The organism is Prevotella pectinovora, assembly GCF_000834015.1.
GTDB lineage: Bacteria > Bacteroidota > Bacteroidia > Bacteroidales > Bacteroidaceae > Prevotella > Prevotella pectinovora.
Genome location: NZ_JXQI01000005.1, coordinates 1 through 21,153 on the forward strand (window position 1 = coordinate 1; position 21,153 = coordinate 21,153).

At 49.6% G+C, this 21,153-nt stretch carries 16 protein-coding genes and 1 pseudogene; 7 read left to right on the forward strand and 10 right to left on the reverse strand.

Annotated features, from left to right (window positions below):
* Positions 1 to 288 precede the first annotated feature (288 nt).
* Complete coding sequence (locus tag ST42_RS00400) at positions 289 to 702, forward strand: hypothetical protein (RefSeq protein ID WP_044071842.1); 414 nt, start codon at positions 289 to 291, stop codon at positions 700 to 702.
* 110 nt (positions 703 to 812) lie between these two features.
* On the opposite strand, the gene ST42_RS00405 is transcribed toward ST42_RS00400, so the two are convergent.
* Both ST42_RS00405 and ST42_RS00410 read right to left on the reverse strand, forming a co-directional pair.
* Entirely contained in the window at positions 813 to 2,390 is a 1,578-nt protein-coding gene (locus ST42_RS00405; RefSeq protein WP_044071843.1) for an AAA family ATPase, read from the reverse strand.
* Between the two features lie 122 nt (positions 2,391 to 2,512).
* The gene (locus ST42_RS00410; protein ID WP_231556845.1) at positions 2,513 to 3,829 is read right to left on the reverse strand and encodes an ATP-binding protein; all 1,317 of its coding nucleotides are present in this window, start codon (positions 3,827 to 3,829) and stop codon (positions 2,513 to 2,515) included.
* Between the two features lie 530 nt (positions 3,830 to 4,359).
* Between ST42_RS00410 and ST42_RS00415 the strand changes: the two genes are divergently transcribed.
* From ST42_RS00415 to ST42_RS00430, 5 genes are all read left to right on the forward strand, one after another.
* On the forward strand, positions 4,360 to 6,537 hold the full coding sequence (locus tag ST42_RS00415) for a hypothetical protein (protein WP_044071847.1): 2,178 nt from the start codon (positions 4,360 to 4,362) through the stop codon (positions 6,535 to 6,537).
* A complete protein-coding gene (locus tag ST42_RS00420) occupies positions 6,537 to 7,100 on the forward strand; it encodes a DUF4112 domain-containing protein (RefSeq protein WP_052488168.1) in 564 nt (187 codons plus the stop codon). The genes ST42_RS00415 and ST42_RS00420 overlap by 1 nt, the downstream gene beginning before the upstream one ends.
* A gap of 455 nt (positions 7,101 to 7,555) precedes the next feature.
* The gene (locus ST42_RS13715) at positions 7,556 to 7,771 is read left to right on the forward strand and encodes a hypothetical protein (protein ID WP_156139264.1); all 216 of its coding nucleotides are present in this window, start codon (positions 7,556 to 7,558) and stop codon (positions 7,769 to 7,771) included.
* A 3-nt stretch (positions 7,772 to 7,774) separates the two neighbouring features.
* Positions 7,775 to 8,401: a hypothetical protein gene (locus ST42_RS00425; RefSeq protein WP_044071848.1), complete on the forward strand. Its 627-nt coding sequence runs from the start codon at positions 7,775 to 7,777 to the stop codon at positions 8,399 to 8,401.
* 10 nt (positions 8,402 to 8,411) lie between these two features.
* Positions 8,412 to 9,344, forward strand: coding sequence for a helix-turn-helix transcriptional regulator (locus tag ST42_RS00430; protein WP_044065805.1), 933 nt, complete (start codon positions 8,412 to 8,414; stop codon positions 9,342 to 9,344).
* Positions 9,345 to 9,383: 39 nt separating this feature from the next.
* On the opposite strand, the gene ST42_RS00435 is transcribed toward ST42_RS00430, so the two are convergent.
* From ST42_RS00435 to ST42_RS00470, 8 genes are all read right to left on the reverse strand, one after another.
* Positions 9,384 to 10,388 (reverse strand): serine/threonine protein kinase, encoded by a 1,005-nt coding sequence (locus ST42_RS00435; RefSeq protein WP_044071849.1) that lies wholly within the window; start codon positions 10,386 to 10,388, stop codon positions 9,384 to 9,386.
* 30 nt (positions 10,389 to 10,418) lie between these two features.
* Positions 10,419 to 10,985, reverse strand: coding sequence for a hypothetical protein (locus ST42_RS00440; protein WP_044065803.1), 567 nt, complete (start codon positions 10,983 to 10,985; stop codon positions 10,419 to 10,421).
* Between the two features lie 2 nt (positions 10,986 to 10,987).
* A complete protein-coding gene (locus tag ST42_RS00445) occupies positions 10,988 to 12,682 on the reverse strand; it encodes a leucine-rich repeat domain-containing protein (RefSeq protein ID WP_082028535.1) in 1,695 nt (564 codons plus the stop codon).
* Positions 12,672 to 13,658 (reverse strand): hypothetical protein, encoded by a 987-nt coding sequence (locus ST42_RS00450; RefSeq protein WP_044071851.1) that lies wholly within the window; start codon positions 13,656 to 13,658, stop codon positions 12,672 to 12,674. The genes ST42_RS00445 and ST42_RS00450 overlap by 11 nt, the downstream gene beginning before the upstream one ends.
* Positions 13,659 to 13,764: 106 nt before the next feature.
* Positions 13,765 to 14,832 carry a L,D-transpeptidase Cds6 family protein gene (locus ST42_RS13020; protein WP_052484573.1) on the reverse strand — a complete coding sequence of 356 codons (1,068 nt, stop codon included), beginning with the start codon at positions 14,830 to 14,832 and terminating at the stop codon, positions 13,765 to 13,767.
* A 17-nt stretch (positions 14,833 to 14,849) separates the two neighbouring features.
* The gene (locus ST42_RS00460; RefSeq protein ID WP_044071853.1) at positions 14,850 to 15,746 is read right to left on the reverse strand and encodes a fimbrillin family protein; all 897 of its coding nucleotides are present in this window, start codon (positions 15,744 to 15,746) and stop codon (positions 14,850 to 14,852) included.
* 29 nt (positions 15,747 to 15,775) lie between these two features.
* On the reverse strand, positions 15,776 to 19,312 hold the full coding sequence (locus tag ST42_RS00465; protein WP_044071854.1) for a fimbrillin family protein: 3,537 nt from the start codon (positions 19,310 to 19,312) through the stop codon (positions 15,776 to 15,778).
* A 13-nt stretch (positions 19,313 to 19,325) separates the two neighbouring features.
* The gene (locus ST42_RS00470) at positions 19,326 to 20,276 is read right to left on the reverse strand and encodes a fimbrillin family protein (protein ID WP_082028536.1); all 951 of its coding nucleotides are present in this window, start codon (positions 20,274 to 20,276) and stop codon (positions 19,326 to 19,328) included.
* 503 nt (positions 20,277 to 20,779) lie between these two features.
* Here ST42_RS00470 and ST42_RS14170 point away from each other — a divergent pair.
* Positions 20,780 to 21,153, forward strand: a pseudogene (locus ST42_RS14170) (IS982 family transposase); the annotation flags it as partial.

A 21,153-nucleotide genomic window follows, 5' to 3' on the forward strand; every position in this document is an offset into this window, starting at 1 on the left:
TACCTATATATATAACATTAATAACACATAAATCGTATCATACGATGGATAGAGGAATATATAAATATAAATGTAGCGAATGTGGACATGAATTCATTGGAATTGACATGGAGTTGAATTGTACGTCGGCATCGGTTCCTGTGAAATGTCCAAAGTGTGGCAGTTTGAACACTCGTATTTCTGGATTGTTATTGTTTGATCTACTCAAGGGGGGATGCAAAGAATTCTTCCGAAACTTATGGAAAAAAACAAAAAAAGTAAAAAAAACAACTAAATAACCGAGATAATATGAAACTATCAATTACTTATGCTGAGCTGCAGGATTATGTGGCTGGTCATTTTCACAAGACTGTGAATGTGGGGTATGTGGATGGAGATACGATGTCGGTCTCTGTTCCTATAAAGGTGTTGGGCTTTACGAAGAATGTAATTATAAACATTATCGTGAAGGGGATTGAGGGCACGGATTTGTTCTTGTCGTATGACGGAAAAATGGGTATCGAACTGCTTGTGTCGCCAGCCATCTCTTATGCTAAGAAGCTTGTGCCGGAGAAAGCAGGCTTTGTAGAACAGATGCCTGGCAACATAGTAAAACTTCGTCTTGGCGATATCGACAAGCTGCAGAAGGTGTTTGAAAAGGTGGCGCTGAAGGACATCCGCTTTACTCCAGAGAGCATCGAAGCAGACATCGCTTTGCTGTAATACCGTTTTGGTCTATACTTAAAGCCCTTTAACCCAAAAACGGCGATTATTTACCCAAATCTAATTCTACAACAACGATTTGGGTAAAAAATCCATGTTTTTTTTTGCATTCATTCCGCTCTCTTCCAGCCTAAGAGGCCCTTTCCTTCTCCATCAAGTTCAATGCCCAAACCTATGACTTGGCGCTTGTCGGCCTTGAAAGGTTCCATATATTGACGGTTGAGGATTTGTTCGGTAGCAGCTTCCTTTCCGCCGTTGTTATGTAGTTTCAGTTCAATGACATAGATGTAGCGTGAGGTCTTCACCGTCATGTCGATTCTGCCGGTTGAAATCATCTTTTCAACCTCTACATTCAAGCCAATGGCATTGAGTATGGTGCTGATGATGAGACGGTAACGTTCCTCCATATCCATAGAAGCGAGCTTCTTGTTGCTGTATGGGACGTCGGCGATGAGGGCCTTCAAAGATTTCATGGCTTCGTCTATCTGCCCGGTGCCCAACTGGGCATACAGATTGGCCTGTATGGATTGGATATTACTTTTTGCCCGTAAGGTCAGGGCTGGGAGAACCATTTCGTAGAGGGCTTGCTTTACCTCTTCATTCGGGAATCCTAAGATATAGCCAAACTCATCAGAATTCTTGATGGTCAAGTAGCCCGACTGATACAGGAACAGTTCAGCACCGCCTCCAGTTACGTCAGACATTTCTATGGTGTTTCGCATGATGCGGATGTTCTCATAGCTGCCGAGACGAAGTTCTATGTTGTCAACAAACTTTGGGAGAAGTGATGTTGCTCCTGAGGAAGCCCAGAAGTTAATTATTTCTTTTGATTTCAGCGCATTGACGAGGCTGTATGGATTGTAAACATCCACCATATTGCGACGACTGAAGTGATACCCGTCGTAATAAGCTTTCAATCTGTCGTGGGTTTCCTGTACAGACCAACCGTTTGCTTCGCTCATCTGTTTGAGTTCTGGCATAAAGTTCTCTTTTATTTCCTCCTCGGTAATGCCGCAGATTGCTGCGTATTCTGGCATGAAGCTGATGTTGGACAGATTGTTGAGGACAGAGAAGAGGGATATCTGTGTGAGCTTGGTGATGCCGGTGATGAATACGAATTGTTCGTACTCGTCGTCCGCCTTTAGTATAGCAAAAACTTCACGGTATACTCCAGTACATTTTTCATGCTCGGGTGTTCTCCATGAATGTTGCAATGGAGAGTCGTATTCGTCTATGAGAACCGCTACTCTCAGCCCGGTTTGCTTATATGCCGTGGCTATAATGGCGTGGAAACGATCGGCAAGCATGGCAGTTGGATCTGGAGTAATGTTGTATTTCTCCTCATAATCCTTGAAGCGCAGGTTCAGGTAAGAGCGCAGAGTGTCTTCGTTGGCACCTCCACGGCTCATGTCGAGACGTATGACAGGATACTGCTTCCAGTCTTTCTCCAGCTGCATAATCTTCAGTCCTTCAAACAGGTCTTTTCTTCCTTCAAGGTACGACTCCAGCGTATCGACAAGCACGGACTTGCCGAACCGACGAGGGCGGTTCAAGTAATTATACTTTTCTCCCAAGTTTACCATGTTCCATACGATATCGCTCTTGTCCACGTAGAGATAGTTTTCCTCCCTGATAACCTTGAACGACTGAATGCCAACCGGCAATCTCCTGAATCTTTTGTCTGTCATATCAGCGCCTCCTATTTGCCTTGTTTATGCCTTATTTCTGCGAAGATACATTATTTGTACGAATAATCCTTGTCAACTAACATATTTTTGTTCGAAAATGTTTCTTGCAGCCACACCTTCCCCTATTTCATCTTCTGCAGATTCTCCAATGCATATAGCGGAACAATGGTTATATGACGCACGGCATTGTCAGCTTGAGAGTCGGTGTAGCAGAATTCTCCGAAATTCTCGAATGAGCAGCGGATTGCCTCTGTAAGATGTTTCTCTCTCATGAATAGCCATAGACTCTTCATGCCACCCTGCGTGCCAGACTTTATCTCTATCGGGGTGACTTTGAGATTAAAGATATCGAGATAGTCTATTTCAGCAATGCTATTCCCACTTTTCTCCCAATAGAACATCCGTTGTCGCTGCACGCATGGTTTATTTCGCAAGATTTCAAGACCAGCCACCATCTCGACCAAACCACCTTTGTTGACAAGTTCTTGAGGATTGCCAGTCATGATCTGCTCTATAAGATGCTGCGCAAGATTTCCTTCAAGCTGCAAAACCGTAAGAAGGAGTCCCGAATCAAGAAACAGAATCTTCATGTTTTTTTCGTTCGCCTCTGCATCAAGCGGAATACCATTTCCAGAGGTGGCGACGACAGGAGTGGTTAGTCCGGCAAGCGTCAGCAGCCGGACAGCCTCTCTGATTTGTGAACTTCTGTAGTCTGCGGAGATTTGTTTGAATGTAATCTTCTCTCCTGGCTGATGGCAGATGCCACGCATTGTCGTTCTCAGCAAATCGGGAGAGACCCTTTTCTTGTATTTGCTGAAGTCGTCATCGTATGTCAGAATAATATCCTCTTGAACACGGCTGCATTGGTTGAAATCGTGAGTCTTGATCCATGCCAGCACAGCCTCAGGCATTCCGCCAACCAAAAGGTATATACGGAAATATTCTACGAGTTTTTCATGAAAAGCATCATCCAAAGGGTGTCGGCTGTCAGCTTGCCCTTTCATGTCTATCAGTCCATTTTCATCATTCGCTTTCAGAAACTCATCAAACGTCATAGGATACAAAAACAAAGTGTGTATGCGTCCCACGCCATAAGTAGGTAGTTCTTGAAGCGTGAACTCCAGAAGGGAACCAGCCGCAATGACATGCAACCCTGGGTAGTCTTCTTTGAAAAAGCGCAATGCCATGATGGCTTCCGGACACTCCTGTATCTCGTCAAGAAACAGAAGAGTTTCGCCCTCTTCTATTGGGACATTGATATATTTTGCTATCTTTTGCGCAATTAAGCGTATGTCTATATCTCCCTGGAAAAATTTCTTGACGGCTTTGTGACGTTCAAAGTTTACCTCAGCGAAATACTTGAATTCTTTTCCAAAATGTCTTACTGCCGACGATTTACCTACTTGTCGGGCACCTCTAAGCAGAAGTGGTTTCCTCATCGGATTATTCTTCCATTCCAACAGTTCTACGTCTATGTTTCTCTGAATATATTCCTGCATAACGAAAAGTACTTGATTATCAAGCACAAAGATAAAGATTTTGCTTTATTCCGACAAATAATCCCTACTGTTTTTGCTCAATTCCGACAAATAATCCATACCTTTCTTGCTCAATTCCGACAAATAATGCATATCGGCTCGTTTACTTGTCTATTCGTCTACCGACAACATATCATAAACATTCGAAACATGGGGTAATTATTTTTCCAGCAATGTCACTATTTGGCATAGCGACGCAGTAACTTTGCACCCGTAAAGTACAATAATAATATAACGACTATACGAAAGATGAAGAATAAGGAAGTCGGTTGCAACCATTGAACCATTATGGACTTGTAGAGTTCGCAACTTATCAATACCTTTATCTTTCGAAAGCCAGAGCCGGCCATTAGGACAAGCAGTTATAAACTGCACTGCATCAGAGGGCATAATGACCGTTATTGGGGTAAATGGTCTAAATCCAAACAGATATGGGAAATCAAGAAATCTACAAAGTGATAAAGTCGATTGCCGACGAGCTGTGCAGAGACAACAAGACTTTTCTGAGGGCAGACTTGGCATTTGAGCTGAAGAAGTATGGCGTAAAGAGCGACTCTTCTGAAGTGGAAAGTCTGGTATTTGGAGCCTATAGCTTCTACAAAAACGACAGTAACATCAGCATCGCTTTCGTGACCAACAATTCACGCACTACACTCGTTGCTGACTACAAGTTGAACAACTGTCTTGAACAGGGACGTATGGACGATGCCCTGGCGATTGCAGAGAACGAACTGCAGGTTACGGCAAACTCTTTCGACACGTTGCAGCACATGGTGTTGCAAAACCTTGAGACTGCCATGGTTCAGGGGGCATCAAAAATGACAGATGTGCTGACCGGCACGAGTGGAGCCAAAGAGGTGAGGAGCAAGGCGTCTGCCATATTCGACAGATACACGAAGCTGGTAGAGGCTTACAGATATGCCGAAGACAACGTGCGCGACAACATCAGCGACTTCACTTCGCTGCGCAGCGACATTGAAGCCACTTACCGCGAATACGCCATGAGACTCATCGACATCTATGGCGACTCTATCAAGATGGTGTCGCCAGAACTGTTCGACTTCAACCGGATTGAATGGCTTGATGTGGACAATATGCTCAAGGAAATCGAGTTGGAATACAACAGGATTCAGGAGAAATGCGGCTTTCTGATTTCCAGGATTTCAGAGAGTTTCCGCACCTCGCTGCAAGAATCCATGAACGCTTACAAATCTACTGCAAACAGCAACAAGACACTGGGACTCGCCATGGCGGGACTGGGGATGCTCAACCACTATATGGTTGCGAGCGAAGATACCAACCAGCTGCGCGGCGACCTGCAGGTGATGCAGACCAGCGTGAAGCACGACGCCACTCGCATAAAGGCTGACATGTCACGACTGCTCGTGATATACAAGACGCTCAACGATATCGTGATACCGAAGGCGAATGTATATCTGCGCTTTGCATCCAGATTGATGGATTCCGATTTCAAGTCGATGACAGACACGCTGTATGGAGACGCCAACGTGAGGCCGCTCGAGGAGGAGCGTCAGGCTTTGCTCAGGCAAATAAAATCCATCGAAGTGGAGATGAACGACCATCTGCAGAACATCGATGTCTATAAATCGATGGTAGCAGAACTCACCACCATGCTGGAATCCAAACGTCCAAGCTATCAGAAAGCCAAAAGCCGCAAACCGTCGAAGCCTTTCTTTCTGGTGAACTGGCTGACATTCGGCAACGCCAACCGCAACTACTACCGCAATTATTCTGAATGGGATGCCGCTTGCGTTCCGCTTATCAGGGAGTATGACAACATGCTGGTGGACCTGAAGCTCGACAAGGAGGAACTCCTGTCGCATCAGGAAGCGGTGGATATGGTGAAGAGCGAGCATTCAAGACTGTCAGGAAGGCTGGATGCCGTGTCGAGAGATATAAGGAGCAGGATTGTCAGCTCCGACAACCTGAAGATCAAGACTCTGAAGTATCTCAGAGATGTGGTGGCGATGCTGAAGCTGGGACGGGAGATTGCCGAGAGCAAACTCGACGACAAACTGCTCCGCACTGTGGAGATTTCTGACTTCAAGGAAACCACCAAGCTGCCGGCTGACATCGAGGAGAACCTGACGGAGTTTACGAATGTATTGGCAGACAATCTGCATGTAGACCGACGCATGACAAACCGTCTGCTTGATGATGTTGCGGAGCTGGCCGGCGAGAACAACAAGAAACTGCAAGGCACACAACCGCAGCAAAAAGCCAAGACACCGGCATATACCGAAGAGGAGCTGGATATGGTGGAGGCAAAGGCTGAAAAGACGTTGCAGCAAGGCATCGCCCTGTTTGACAGTGTGGCGAGACTCAAGCTCCAGCAGCTGAACGGAAGGATTGCGGCTGCCGCATACGACGAACAGTTGAGAGAATACACGAAGACTTTCAAGGGGTATCTGGACAAGATTGATGACAAGAGCGCTTACCTGCGCAAGATCTTCACGCGTATCAATCTGGCAGACAACGAGGAAGAACGCAGACAGGCTATGGAGATGCTGTCTGACCTCAGCGGATACTCACTGAGCATGGAAGACTTCACTGATTTTATGAACGGAAACAAACAAATCGAATTATAATGGAAAGTTCAAGAAGACAACAAGCCCAGAGTGATCTGGGAATGAATTTCGAGAGAGAAGACCTCAAACGCAATGCGGCTCTTGCCAAGGAGCAAGAGCGAGTGGAAAAAAAGCAGGCTAAACGCGAGCAGATGATGAACCGCTCGTCTTACCGCATGATGGTGAAAACGGCAAAGTATATGGATAAATACTATCTTGATCCACTCATCGGACTGATTCCGGGAGGTGTCGGAGACACGATATCAAGTTTGCTTGCCTTCCCGTTCATATACTATAGCCTCTGTGTAGTGAAGTCTATTCCGCTGACCTTGGCTGTCATATACAACATTCTGATAGATGTCATGCTTGGAGCCATACCGGTTATCGGTAATGTGTTTGATATATTCAAGCGCTCGTATGTAGAGAACCTGAAGCTGATTACGGGCTATATCGAGGATGATAAGGAGATTATCAGCAAAGTGCGAAAGAAAGCATTTGCCACGGCAGTGCTTATAGCCATTGTATGTTTCTTGATTTATTGGGTAGTAAGAGCTGCAATAGCTTTTTTCCACTTGTTATTCTAATCATTCTAAACATCTCTAAAATGGGCACAAATCGTGCCCAACCGGGGCAAGCACGTTACCCACTTGGGGCAAGCACCGTGCCCAACATGGGCAAGCACCGTGCCCATTTTTCAATGATTGGCGACCATTTTCCAGTGGTGTGGTTTTATCTTTTATACAAGATAAATTCGGGAACAAAGTTTCTTTTTTTATCTGCCATGCCACTATTTGGCACAGCTTCGTAGTATCTTTGCAACCGTAAAACAAAAATAATAACATGACGACTATAGGGAAGACAGAGAAATTGAAGTGTATCTGCAATCCATGAACCATTATGGACTTGTAGGGGTCGCAACTTATCAATACCTTTGTCCTGCCAAACCCGAATCGGTCATCAGGAATGCAATATCCACAAGCAGACGGGGCGATTGGGGGCTATAGTCCAAACACGAAAGGAATAGCTTATGTTTAGAGGAATGACAAAATTTGTCTGCGATGACTGCGGACATAAATTCAAGGGAATGGACTTTGAGTATTGCGCCACGGCGTTCACCGCCCCGGTAAAATGCCCTGAATGCGGCAGTTGGCACACCCGACCTTCTTCCGGTTTGTTTTTCAGTTCTAACAAATACATCTATAAGGAGATCTGGAAGACATTGGATGAAAAAATGAACAACACTGAAAAACAATAATATATGAACGACGGATTATTCTTTCGTCCCTTCGTCGGCTCGTCATACGCCGACGGAGGACTCTTCGGCAAGCGCATAATGGTGCTTGGCGAGAGCCACTACTGTGATGAGGGCTGCGCCGACTGCGGCGACTGCCTTCGTCATCGGGAGTGTATGGAGTTCACCAATGGTGTAGTGAAGCAATATCTCGACGACAGAGTGGAGCGGCAGAGATGGATGCAGACGCTGCTGAAGTTCGAGCGCTCGCTCGTGGGCAAGGAGACCGACCAGGCATTGAGACAGAGGATATGGCAGTCGGTGGTGTTCTACAACTATCTGCAAGTGGCAATGGGAGGTCCGCGTGAGGCTGGTACTTCTGCGCAATACCGCCAAGCAGGTGAGGCACTGTTCTGCATGATGGAAAAATACCAGCCAGAATATCTCATCGCATGGGGCAACCGCCTGTGGGACAAGCTTCCCGGCGAGCGCTGGACCGATGGCAGGGACATCATCGTGGATGGCTATAGCGTGGCAACAGGGACTTATACCCTGGCAAGCGGCAGACGGGTGAAGGTGATGGCTGTGAACCATCCGTCGGTGGGCTATTCGTGGGACTACTGGCATAGGGTGATAACGGAATTCTTGGGATAAAGGAGACGATATGAACAACAGAGTGAAATTCTATAGCTGGCTGATAACGCAGCTTAGTCGCCGGCCTATGACATTTGCTGAGATTGCCGATGCCTGGATGGATGCTACGGCTAATGTTTACAGGGAGGAGCTGCCGCTGCGCACGTTCCACCGCTACCGCAAGTGTATAGAGTCGCAGCTTGGCATCATGGTGGAATGTGGCGGCAAGGCTGACGGCTATCGCTATTACTTGAAGAAAGACCCCGTGGAGTGTGACGAGATAACGGAGTGGATGCTCAGTGCCTTGCGACTGGCATCGCTGCACGACATGCTGCAATACCACAACAAGGTGATGCTCGAGTCACCACCCCACAACTCCGAATACCTCGAAGACATACTCTCTGCTATAGACAAGCAGTATCTGCTAAAATTCCACTACGCCACGCCATTCGGCGTGGAGAAGGACTTTGCCTTGCAGCCTACTTTCGTGAGGTTATTCAAGCAGCGCTGGTATGTCATTGGAGTGAACGAGAAAGAAGAGGTGCGCTGTCTGCCGTTCGACCGCATAACCTTCATGGAGACAGTATGCAAGAAGCATCCTCTGCCGGCAAAGATAAAGCGGCAGCTCAACCCCGAAAACTACTTCGACGGTTGTTTCGGCATCATGCGTATGGAGGAGGAACCGATAGAGAAGGTGCGCATACGTGTATTCTATCCGGAGTACAACTATATAGAGGAGGTGCCGCTGCACGACAGTCAGGAGAAGGTCGGCGAGTATGCCGACGGTGCGTATCGTGAATACACGCTCCGTGTGCGCCCCACCCGCGACTTCCTGCAGGAACTGCTGTGGCACGGACGCAACATCATGGTATTGAAGCCGGAAAACCTGCGGCAGAAGATGATTGCAATATTGAAAGACATGACGAAGAGCTACGAAACGGGAGAGTGTCTCAACGGGGAATAAACGCCTAACGCCCTAATGAACGATTTGGGGTAATCCTCATCACCTGTCCCATAGATTATAGTCGATGACACTGTTGTCATCCTGGCGGTTTGCCTTGCAGCCGCTTGGCTGACTTACAGTGTCGTTCTCTTTATCGGCATCGTGACTGCGCATGAAGAGCGATACCGAGAGCATGCAGACAAGCGCTGCCACGAGAGCAATGAGGAAGGAGATGATGCGGAGGTCACGTTGACTCCTCATGAAGCGATTGCGCAAGGCTTCTATACTGTCGGGACGCTGCGAGGCATCCTTCACGGTGCATATCCGCGACATCCTGCGCAGTTTCTTGCTGCCTGTAGCCACAGCCATATCCTCCATCACCATACCGAGAGAATATATGTCAGCCCCGGGTTCGGCTACGGCACCCTCCAGAAGCTGCTCCGGGGCAAGGTATCTGTAAGTGCCTGCCGGCATCTTCAACACTCCGAAGAGGTCGCTGTCGGAAAGTCCGAAGTCTATTATCTTCACGTTCTTCCCCATGTGTGTCACCATGATGTTCGCCGGTTTTATGTCGCGGTGTACAATCTGCTTGCTGTGCATATAATCCAATGCGTCCATCATCTGCGACACTATTCTGAAGGCAAGTTCTGAGGAGAGTCTCTTTTCATCTATCAGCGTCTGCAGCGTGTCGCCATCCACCTGTTCCATCACAATGGTATAGCCCATGCCGGCAAAGCGCTCCATGGCAAAGGTGCGGCAGATGTACGGATGTTCGAGTTGCAGACCGATTTCAAACTCTTTCACTATCGCCTGCTGATATATGGGAGTGAGGAGGAAATCCTCTTTCAGACATTTCAGCATGTAGCGTTTGCCATACCTCGTGGCTGCAAACAGGCGTGTAGGTCCGGAATTTGAAACATAACACTCCTTGATGTTGCCAAATCCCTTCTCTTCAGGCATAGGGTCGGCAGCCATCTCCTTGTCTATCGACTCGGTGAAGCCTGATGTGTAGTCGCAGTCCTGAGAACCTGCAGCGTCGGTTATTTGTTTTGAATCGTCTTGCATAATGTAATACCATATCGGCAATCAGCCTGTTTATTTTTTCAGCTTCAATACGGTGAGTCCGCCGTTGCGGCCAGCCACGAAAGGCATGGTATGTTCGCCATTCCTGTCTATATACGGCAGCAGCAACGGCTGTCCCTTGATGAAACATCCCGTGCAGAAGCGGTCGCCACTAAGCAGTTTGCTGTTTGCCGATGCCACCACCTCATATATGCTGTTTCCCATATAGCGCAGAGTTATCAGGCGGTTGGGGCTCCACCCTATCATTATCTCCATGCCTACGGTCAGTTCTCCGCTCGTCAGCTGGTCTGCCATGAAGAAAGAGGAGTTGTATTTCGTGCTGCTCTTCAGCCAAAACACGAAAGCCTTGTAGTCGGCATGTCCGGCGTATTGCGCCAACAGGTCGAGAGTGGAAATCCTCGGCTTGTGGTCGTCAGCCACATATCCGTACAGGCGCTTCATGGTGGATGCCGAAATATTCTTTCCAGCCTTCTTTCTAAGATAGAGTGAAAACTCTTCAAAGTCGGTCGTCGTACTCAGAGACTTTCCGTATTTCTCCTCAATGAGCAGTTTCAGTTCTTCTATTTCTGGTGTCGTCATAATCAGTCTGTAATGATGTTCTTGAATAATTTCCAACCGTCGCTCGCCTTGTAGATGTTCACCCTTCCCTTGGGCACATGCACACGGCAGGTTCCAAAGATGCCTGTTCCTTCGGTAGCAAAAGTCTTGGCATTGCATACAGGCGGCAGTTGGGCATCCACATATATGTCGGTGAGCGGACAGTCGGAGAAGGCATAGTCGGAAATCATCTCCGTCTTGCTGCCAAGGCGCACCACACGGAGCTGCTTGCAGCCCTGGAAGGTTGCCGTAGGCACCAAGCGCAGACCGCCCGGCATTTTCACCTCCTTCACCTTGCTGTCAATGAAGACGCCGGTACCAAGCGTGGTGATGTTGTCAGGAAACGTGAATGTCTCTATGCTGCACTCCCTGAAGGCGTAGTTGCCGATTGATGTGACAGTAGGCGGCAATGTATAGCTTCCGCTCTTGCCAATCGGGAACCATACGATGCGTGTGGCATCGGCATTGAGCAGCACACCGTCCTTGCCGATATAATGGGTGTTGGCTCCCGACACGCTGATGTTCCTCAATGCCGAACAGCCGCTTGACGGCAATACGGATGCTGCCGATGCCGGTATGCTGATGCCTTCGAGAGCTGTGCAACGGGCAAAGGCATCCTTCTCTATCGTTGTAGTGCCAGTAGGCAAGGCTATCTTCACCAGACTTTCACAACCGGCGAACAACCCTTGTCCCACGACATTGTCTGAGGCATATCTCGAACCGTCGTAGGGGTCGCCTCCTGCAACTATCCTGGCATCTGTCAGGTCTGCATCAGAAAGTCTGCCTGCCGTCGCTGCATCATCAAGTCCACGGCCCATCATCTCTCTCAGACAACGCAGGTCGTCGCCATTCAAAGATCCCGCTATTGAGAGTCTGGTATAGGTATACAGTCCCTTGCCCAACAACGAGCGCAGCTGTCCCGCCTCACCGAGCATTACGGCATCACCCGTGGTGAATGTTATCGGTGTTCCTATGGTTTCGCCCATCCGGCTCTTGGCGTATGGCCATATCAGATACGTGGCATTACGATTGAGGTCGGAAATCAAGAGAGTCTGCCGTCCCTTGCCTTCCTGACAGTCTGTGAGCTGTACTCTCTGTCTGTCTTCGGCAGCAGAGGAAAGGGCATACAGGCATCCGGTCTCCGTTATTGTCTCTCCGCCATCGTCGGTTATCTCATAACTGACAATCACGCTCATCGGTCCGTGGCTGACGATGCTTGCCTCGCTCACCGATGGCTTCTCGTTGGGCAGCGTGGTGAAGGTCATCGTGTTTCCCTCTACTGTCGTCCTTCCGTTGTAGCCCTCAAGCATATAATAATAAGTGGTGGCAGGGATGAGTCCTGTGATGCGTGCCGTAGCCGACGGGGTGTTGCCGCCGGCAGCCGGTATCGTCTGACTCATCTCCTCCGTCATGCCGTATCTGAAACACAGCTGCGGCATCTCCGTCTCGCCTTCTACCATGGCAGAACCATTAAGCGTGGCTTCCGTACGTGTAATTTCTGTGGCTGGCAGCGTGGCGATGTGCGGCTCCAGATAGTCGGGTTTGTCGCTGGCACACGAGAAGAGGCAAGCGACAAGCAGCATGCAACAAAGAGCCGACAGCTGCTGACTGGCAATTCGCCACAAGGATATATGACGGGCGTTACGCCATATTATTGGTATGCATTTGTCATTTCTCATTCTTATCCCTCCATAGTTTTATACCCACACCAAGACTTCCCTGCCATTGCTTCCCGGCAATGGTGACGGCAGATGCCGACACGGCGATGCGACCGAACGACAGGAGCGCACCAGCCTCGCCTGCCACTCCCTTATGGGTAAGTCCGTTGTTCTGCATATATCCGCCGCCCTCGCTCTCTGCCAACTGCCATGCCACGGCACTGCGACCATATCCAATGCCCTCGAAGAGAGACAGGTGCCTGGTCAGACAGTGTACTGCTCCGGCGGTTACGGTGTAATGGCTTTTGGCTGTATTGCCGGAATAATATGGTTTCTCTGCTGCTCCGCCTATGCTGCCGTCTTTTGAGCAACTGCCGCGAGTGGTGCCTATACTACCGAAATCGGTGTTGGCATGAACAAAGAATCCATGGCGACGCATCATGGCAAAGAATACTCCATACGACGGTCCGTTGTCGTGGGCGCTGACGGTGGCAAGGGCATATAGGCACAAGGGCAATCTGGGTCTGGTCTTGGCCACGGTGACGGTATCTACTACTGTCCTCACCTGCACGATGGTGTCGTGGCGCTCCGTAACGGCGGGCTTCGGCAGAGTCAGTTTCATCTCATAGGTCATGCGGCTCTCCAATGCCATCCCCAACTTATAGTCGCGAAGCACGCCCCAATCCGGATGCTTCAGCGTTATCATCTTGGTTCCCTTCGGCAGATAAAGCCATATCTCGCCCACCTCGTCCTTGCGCTTCACTATGCCCAAAGGTGTGGAAAAGGCAAAGTCAGCCGGAGCCTCAACCTTCACCAGGGCACAAGCCTCATCATTGAGGTCGCGCACGCTGTTGACAAAGGCACTCACGTCGTTGGGCAGGATACGGAAACTGCTCACCGAGAATTCTTGTGAGAGCGCACTGCCTGCACTAAGCAGCCATAAGCAGACGACAAAGAGCAGTCTGCCGGCATTGCCAAAGGATGATGTTCTTTTCATATATTATATATAGTGAACTCGTTATATTATTCTTCTTTATCCCGAATCGGTAAGCAAACCATTTGGGGAGGATATTCATAGTCCTGGATTTCTGCTGACGCATTTGTCACTGCAGATTGAAATCCTGTATGCTTATCACGTCAGCACCATCGGCAACAGTGGATGCCGGCTGCCAGGTGCGGACATGAATCACGGGCATCGACTTGTCTGTGAAGTCCCACAACAGGAACAGATACCCGTCGTCACTGTAGCGGTCGCTGCTGTAGCGCTGCCGCAGCGTTACGCCATAGATGCCGTCCATCGTGGGATGGCGAAGGATGCGGAAACCGGAGAACTTCACGTCAATCTTACTGTTTGAGGCAAACACCTTGGTGAGGCGTGCCATATATTGCTGCTTGGAGTGGATGGCGTAGCTCACCCGTGGTTCTGCTATACACTTGCCGTCTGTCGTGGCTGTCTTCACCACATTGCCCACGATAATCAGTGCCTTGTCGCTGAACACCTGGCGCAGGAAATCAATGTCTTTTGTAGTGTATGCAGAGCGCAGATGCTCACAGTAGTTGAGTATCGTGTGGCGCCGCTTGGCATCCTGCTCCGTCAACTTGCCCTGCAATATCTTCGATGCCTCCTTGAAGAACGCATGATCTTTCGCTATGGTCTTCAGTGGCACTTGTGATATAGACAGGCTTCTCCGCCCTGCTCCCGACGGCTTTGAAGCACCTCCGCCGGACAAGGATCCGGATGCCTCGCCATACTCCTGTCGGGCAGAAGCCTCGTCGGAGGTGGCAAACCGTGCCGTAGTTCCTGTGGCAACCTGTTCCGGGATACTCGCCTTACCCTCGTCAAAGAAGGTCACGATGCCCTGGCGGTCGATATACCCTTCGCGCCTGGAGCCCTCTTCTCTGAAACGGAGCCTGCCGCCGCGATAGCGGGTATCGATGATGCAGCCACGCAGGGGCACTGCAAACACCACGTTTCCCCTGTCGTCCTCAACGACATATTTCTTTTCCTTTCCGGCAAATGTCTGTTCCACCAATTCCAGTCCCTCGCTCACGCCATACCTCGTCTCGCTCTGTGGCTTGCCTTCATCAGTGAGAGCAGGCAGCCACAACGCCACGAGCCACAGACAGAGCAAGATGGCAAAGGCGGACAATATGCTGATAGTCTTCTTCATTTACGGTATAAGGTGTTTTATTGCCATTCCTTTATGTCCCCTCCTATCTCTATTCTTATATTGTCGGGATTGTTGGGGATAATCAGGTTCACGAGATGCTCCATGCCGGGTTTGAACTGGAACTTGCTTTCATACAGATAACTCATGTTGTGCATGACGACTTCGATGAGCGGCATGCGGTTCTCTATGCGCTGCGGCACGATGATGGCAGAATACAGGTAGTCGCCGTCGTGATGTGCAGTGATAGTCTGCCTTACAGCCTTCGCATTGCGTGTTGCCACCCCTGCCTGAAGGTCTATCGTTGCCTCCGGCACGGTGTTATGCACATATACGGTGGCGTTTACTGGCATCTCGCCCTCAAAGTCCTCACCTTTTATCAGCCTTATCGTGAGTTTGCTCATGATATGTCTGAAGATGAGGTTCACCGGTTCGTCGGATGCCGCCACGCCCTTACATGAGGCATGGAGCAGGTCGCTCGCCTCATAACCACCGGGGGCTATGGCTGTCTTCTCCGTGGTCTGGTCGAGACTGACGCTGAACGGCTGGTCTTCGATGCTGCTCAGCCTGTTGATATATGGATAGTAGGCATACACATTGTATGTGCCATCGTCCCAATACAGTGTTCTGGCTGCCGTCCACCCGTTGCCGCTGAATGTCATTGCCTCGTTGTTCACCACGTTGCCACCCAGCTGCAGTGGCTTGTCTGCCTGTGTCACGAAGATGCCCACCTTGTCGCCTTCCTCAAAATCCGTTGCCGCAGCATCCACCTTCTGGGCGGGATGGCTCATCACCAGCTTCATCTCCATGTTTTCTGTATCTGTCGGCTCATCCGTAGGCAGGATGTCCTGGCTGCACGATGTCATCCCGGCTACGGTCAGCACCAATGCCATATATATAATAGTATGTATCTTCATCTTCTAATCAAAATTGTATCCAATGGTCATTATCTGTGTCTTCTCACCTTCGCCATACGCAGCGGACTGCCCCTGCGTATCACGGGTCTGTGCTGATAGGTGGTGGCAGACCGCTGCGATGCCCTACCCCATGCTGAAACCCTGGCTGGACTTTGCGCCACACCGACGTCACGCTTGTCGTGCTTCACGAAATCTTCAAACGAGAATGTCTCTCCGGCATATCGCTTTATCCTCTTCACGATGCTCTCGCGGCTTATCGTGTTGTAATATGGTATGTCGTTGTTCATACATGAGTTCTGCTCCGAACGGTAGACACCGCGGGAGTGCATGAAACCGCCTTCATACACGTCAACGATATCACTGTAGCGGCTGTCGCTTATGAGATGGCTCCACCCCACTCCATGTATCTTGCCAGACAGCGAGAGGTTGTCATACCATCCATAGCTCTTGGCGGTGTTCAGTTCGTCTACGTGGCCGCAGCAGCTGCATCCGCAAGCGTCGATGAAGGCGTTGTGACAGATGGCTTCCTCACCGAGTTTTCCGAAGCCATGACCGCCTGCCTCATGCTGCACCACGCCACGGGAGTTGAGAGGATAGCCGTAGGTGCTGAGCGGACAGAAGGAGATTGCCGACCCATCTGCCCACATCTGCGTTATGCCGCCATAGTCGGTGGAGTTGGGCACTACGATGATGAGAGTCTGACAGAGGTTGTCTTTCGTAACGGTGGGTGCTCCCAGGGCGTAAGAGAATATCTCGTCGTATTCGGCTTTCAGTCCGGAGCCTCCTGTAAAGGTGGTGCCGAAGCGGTTGTAGCGGATGGTATTCACCGAACCGATGCCCGACTCCGTAGACAGCGGCATGGCGGTGTAGACGTTAAAATACTGGCGGTAGGTTTTGTATGGCTCTATACCGAAGAAATATTCCATCTCCTGATTCATCACTTTCAGATATTCGCCAGAGGCAATTTCGTTGGCGTCATAACCGTCGCCAAGCAGTACGATGTTGATGCCACCACGGTTGCCGCGTGTCGCCTTCTGCAGCATCACCCATTCGTCCTCGCCATACTGGTAGCCATACTGCGAAACGCTGCATTCGTGGGTGTAGTCCTTGTCTTTCAACCGGAACACCACCTTTCCGTCGCGCTTGCTGCCGGAGCTTTTCGCCGTTGCCTTGATGGTGATTGTAACATTAGTCTTCTTGTTGCCGCTCATTGGCGACACCTCACACCAGTCTGGCTTGCTTGCCACCTCCCATTCGCCCTCGGCATTGACGGTGACGGTCTGCTTATGCTCCGTACTGAGGGCGCAAGCTACAGAGGGGCTACATGTCAGTTCGTGGTGGGCGGCGATGCGCTTGAAGTCGCACCAACCCTGAGCCGCCTGATAATGTGCTACGGCGGAAGACGGAACCTCAACGGTGAAATTTTCCTTTGAAACCCCATCAAAAGCACCGCTTTCTATACGGGGCGGCATAGTGCCACGGCATTCTATCGAACCGATGCCGAAACAGTTGTTGAATGCTCTCTGGCGTATCGTCTCCATAGACTCAGGAAATATGACACCCTCAAGCATCTTGCAACCTGTGAACGCATCTTCACCGATGCTCTCAATACCATCCGGGAGATTAAGTATGCCTGTGATGCGCCAGTTGTTGGCGAATGCGGAATTGCCAATATGTGTGACTTCTGATGGCAACTTCAGTTCACCGGAGAAATCATTGTTGCAGAAGGCATGGTCAGCGATTGCCTTCAGATTTCTGGGTAGACGCAATTCACCCTTGAAGTGACAGTTGTTAAAAGCTGTGCGGCCTATGTTTGTAGTTCCATCATGCAGGGTTAGCGTACCATTGAAGCCACATTCATTGAAAGCTTCGGCAGGAACTGTTGAAATACCTTGCGGTATCGTCAGTGAACCGGTAAGTCCGTGGCATCCTTGAAAAGCACAGACTCCGAGATGTTTCAGCTTCTCGGGCAGTCGTAGTTCTCCGTAAAGCCCAGAGCATCCTGAGAAACAATAGCCTCTGATCAATTCAAGATTGTTGGGCAACACGAGGTTTCCTGTCAGATTGTAGCAACCTTGGAACACTCCACCATAATAGTCAATACTCTCATCAGCGGAATCACTGTTCCAGTTATTGCCGAGTTTCTTTAAGGTAGATGGAAGAGAAAGCGTACCGTTCAGTCCGATGCAGCCATTGAAAGCACCGCGTCTGATTTCCGTCACGCCCTCTGGTATGACAAGTGAACCTGTAAGATATCTGCAATCATAGAAAGCATTGCCACCGATAGCCCTCAAGTGGTCTGGCAAAATAATACGGTTGAGCGATTCGTTTCCGTCTCCTTCTCCCGAATAGAAAGCGCTACCCGGTATCTGGTCGTCATATCCTTCTTCGCCCTCACCTGGTTTGCAAGAAGCCTTGATGCGCACTTCTTTAAGATTCAGGGCTGAGAGTTTCGGCATGTGGTCGCGCATGAAGTAGAAGTCCTCGGAGTTTATCTCGCCGGTAATCTTCAGATTCTTCACTTTTTCATAGTCCTTGCCAATGGCGGCGATGGCGTCTTTCAGTTTGCCGGGAGTGGAATTCACCACGATATATTCCTTTGCCGTGGCGTTGTGGCTTACGAGGTCGCTTTCCCATTCGCTGATGCTCGCCGACACAAGCGTCAGCTTATACTGGCCGCTGACTTCCTGCTTGTCCACCTTGATACTGAAGTTCATCATATAGCCCGCCTTGTATTCAAAGGCAGCTGGCTTGGAGAATTTGAATGGCGTTCCGCCGATGGTGATGCTGAAGAGCGTCGTTCCGGCGGATACGGTCTGCGGCACCACGATGGCGCGCCACTCGTTGCCGGTGCGCGACGGTATCGTGGCTGTATTCTCCACATCGCCCGCCACGCTAACAGTGCCCTCTGCAAGGTTGATGCTTGCCTTGCGTGCCACGTTTGGCACGAGCACTATCTTCTCCGTGTTTGCCCATTCCTCGGCGGTGAAGCCCGAACCTTGTACCAGTGTGACACGGGCGTTCGACATGCGGTGTGACAACGGCAGGCGTATCACACTGGTGGTAGGAGCCACATCGGCTACCTTTCCCCAAAGGAAGTCGCTTGCCTCGTAACCGCCCATCTCGCCATCGGCAGAAGGTTTGCTCTGGTCTTTCTGCACTTCAAACTGATAGTCATCGATGCTCTCGGGTGCGGCAAACGGATAATATCCATATACGTCTATTGGCGTATGCTTGTCTTTCCAATACAGATCGTAGGCACCGGTCCACTTGTTTGCAGACTCATCGAAGGTGTAGCGCACGTTGTCGCCACGGTTGCCGCTCGGTTTCAAGGTGCCGGGCTTGCCGCCCTCGTAGTCCACCACATACACGCCCATCATGTCGCCGTCGCAGAAGCCACTGTCGTTCACTCTCATCACTGAGAGCTGCTCGATGTCTGCCGCCAGTCTGATATTGGCGCCATCGTTCTGCCCACCGTCCTCAAAGAGGCTGTCGCTGCAGCTGCTGAGCGTTGCTGCCACTATGGTGATGATATAGAAGATGATGTTCTTGCTTATCTTTTTCATATTTGTCTTTTTTCTATTCCGGTTCTGCTACTCCGCCATAGTCAACGCCGTCGTCCTGCCATTTCACGATGCTGGCATTTATGCCGCTGTTTGTCTTGCCCAATGTCACTGTCAGCTGGTAGCTGTGTCCCTGCTCAAAGGCTTTTAGCTTAGGGTCCTTCGGCAGGTGGTAATCCGTACCGTCTACCGTCACCGTTATCAAGTAGCCGTCGTCCAGGGTCTGCGGCACTACGAGCGCCTTGTATCCGTCGTTGTCTTTCATCGGTATGACATAGCTCTTGTCGCCGGTGGCTGTCACGATGCCGGAAGCTATATTGGCGACAGCCTGCGTCTTCACATCGTTTATCCTTACGCTGACATTTGCTTTCGCCAACGAGGCTGCGGTAAATCCCTTGCCGGCAGCCAGAGTGATGACGACCTGCGCCATCATGTGCTTGGCTCCGATGTTCACGGCTTCTTCGCTCGGCGCCACATCAAGGGTCTTGCCGATGAGCAGTTCGCTTGCCTTGTAGTCTGCCCCTGCACTTTGGTCTGTCTTCACGCTCCACGGCAGAGCCTCAACACTCGCTATCGTGGCGGTGTATGGATAATACATATAGAAGTCGGCATGCGTAATGTCGTCTTTCCAGTATTCCTGCACCGCTGAGGTCCAAGTGCCATGAAAGGTATACATGCTGTTGTCTATATAGTTGCCTTGGGTCTTCAGTCCGACCGCAGAACCGTCGGCATTGCGGTTTACCACAAACACGCCTATCCTGTCGCCCGTCTCGAAGGCATTGTCTAAGGCACGTGCCTCCGGCATGCTGCTGATGCGTATCGGCAACTGCTCCACCGGTTCGGGTGGCGGTGGCGGCGTGACAGGAACGTCGTCGACTCCGTTCTCTGACGAGCAGGCGCACAACATCCCGGCACAAGCCGACATGATGATATGTTTCAGTGTAGAAGTATCTATGTAATTCACCATTCTTAGTTCTTTTCTTCTATAAGGGCATCACGCATCAAAACAGAAACGAGCCCTTCTTTTTCTTGCTTTTCGTTTTTTAAAGCGTAAAGGTAAACAATTTTTATGAATATTTCGGTTCTGCCCTCCACTTTTTATAATAATGAACTATTATGGACTTGACAGATATGTCAATATTTACTAATTTTGACGACAGAAAGTGTGAATGTTATAAAGCAAGTATAACAAAATAACTATCGGAATTATGAAAAAACTACCAATCCTATTATTGGCTGCATTACTGACGCTTTGTTCATGTAGCAAGAGTTATGAGCCTCTGATTGAATATCTTTAGCTCTTAAAATAGATGCCATAGCGTCCGTCTTTATAGCTCGTTCCAACTGCTTGTATCCTAACAACCTGAGTTCGGGATAAGAAAGTCTTTATAAAAGTTGGTAATCTCAATAATTTTTAGTACCTTTATGGTTGTAAATCAATTAGTTATAAAGTAAAAGGATACTATAGTTATGGAGATTACCAAGGACAAAATTACTGAAATTTTCTGTATTATCGATGATTTTTGCCAAGAATATGATAAAGAGATTGCCCGCATGTCCATTTGTGAGCCTGACGGGCGTAAGCACCGCAATCGGAAATGTACTATGAGCCGGTCGGAAATCATGACAATACTCATCTGCTTTCATTTCAATACTTTCCGCAACTTCAAGCATTATTACCTCTTTTATGTCAAGGTGCACCTGCACGACTTGTTCCCAAAGCAGCTCTCATATAACCGCTTTGTTGAACTCGAGTCCAGAGTCGCGGTTGAGATGATGCTGTTCCTCCAACTGTTTTGCTTTGGCAGATGCACGGGTATAAGTTTCATTGACAGTACATGCAT

Coding starts and splice junctions, on each gene's coding strand:
- ST42_RS00400 (WP_044071842.1), top strand. CDS start 289: ATGAAACTATCAATTACTTATGCTGAGCTGCAGGATTATGTGGCTGGT.
- ST42_RS00405 (WP_044071843.1), bottom strand. CDS start 2,390: ATGACAGACAAAAGATTCAGGAGATTGCCGGTTGGCATTCAGTCGTTC.
- ST42_RS00410 (WP_231556845.1), bottom strand. CDS start 3,829: ATGAGGAAACCACTTCTGCTTAGAGGTGCCCGACAAGTAGGTAAATCG.
- ST42_RS00415 (WP_044071847.1), top strand. CDS start 4,360: ATGGGAAATCAAGAAATCTACAAAGTGATAAAGTCGATTGCCGACGAG.
- ST42_RS00420 (WP_052488168.1), top strand. CDS start 6,537: ATGGAAAGTTCAAGAAGACAACAAGCCCAGAGTGATCTGGGAATGAAT.
- ST42_RS13715 (WP_156139264.1), top strand. CDS start 7,556: ATGACAAAATTTGTCTGCGATGACTGCGGACATAAATTCAAGGGAATG.
- ST42_RS00425 (WP_044071848.1), top strand. CDS start 7,775: ATGAACGACGGATTATTCTTTCGTCCCTTCGTCGGCTCGTCATACGCC.
- ST42_RS00430 (WP_044065805.1), top strand. CDS start 8,412: ATGAACAACAGAGTGAAATTCTATAGCTGGCTGATAACGCAGCTTAGT.
- ST42_RS00435 (WP_044071849.1), bottom strand. CDS start 10,388: ATGCAAGACGATTCAAAACAAATAACCGACGCTGCAGGTTCTCAGGAC.
- ST42_RS00440 (WP_044065803.1), bottom strand. CDS start 10,985: ATGACGACACCAGAAATAGAAGAACTGAAACTGCTCATTGAGGAGAAA.
- ST42_RS00445 (WP_082028535.1), bottom strand. CDS start 12,682: ATGAGAAATGACAAATGCATACCAATAATATGGCGTAACGCCCGTCAT.
- ST42_RS00450 (WP_044071851.1), bottom strand. CDS start 13,658: ATGAAAAGAACATCATCCTTTGGCAATGCCGGCAGACTGCTCTTTGTC.
- ST42_RS13020 (WP_052484573.1), bottom strand. CDS start 14,832: ATGAAGAAGACTATCAGCATATTGTCCGCCTTTGCCATCTTGCTCTGT.
- ST42_RS00460 (WP_044071853.1), bottom strand. CDS start 15,746: ATGAAGATACATACTATTATATATATGGCATTGGTGCTGACCGTAGCC.
- ST42_RS00465 (WP_044071854.1), bottom strand. CDS start 19,312: ATGAAAAAGATAAGCAAGAACATCATCTTCTATATCATCACCATAGTG.
- ST42_RS00470 (WP_082028536.1), bottom strand. CDS start 20,276: ATGGTGAATTACATAGATACTTCTACACTGAAACATATCATCATGTCG.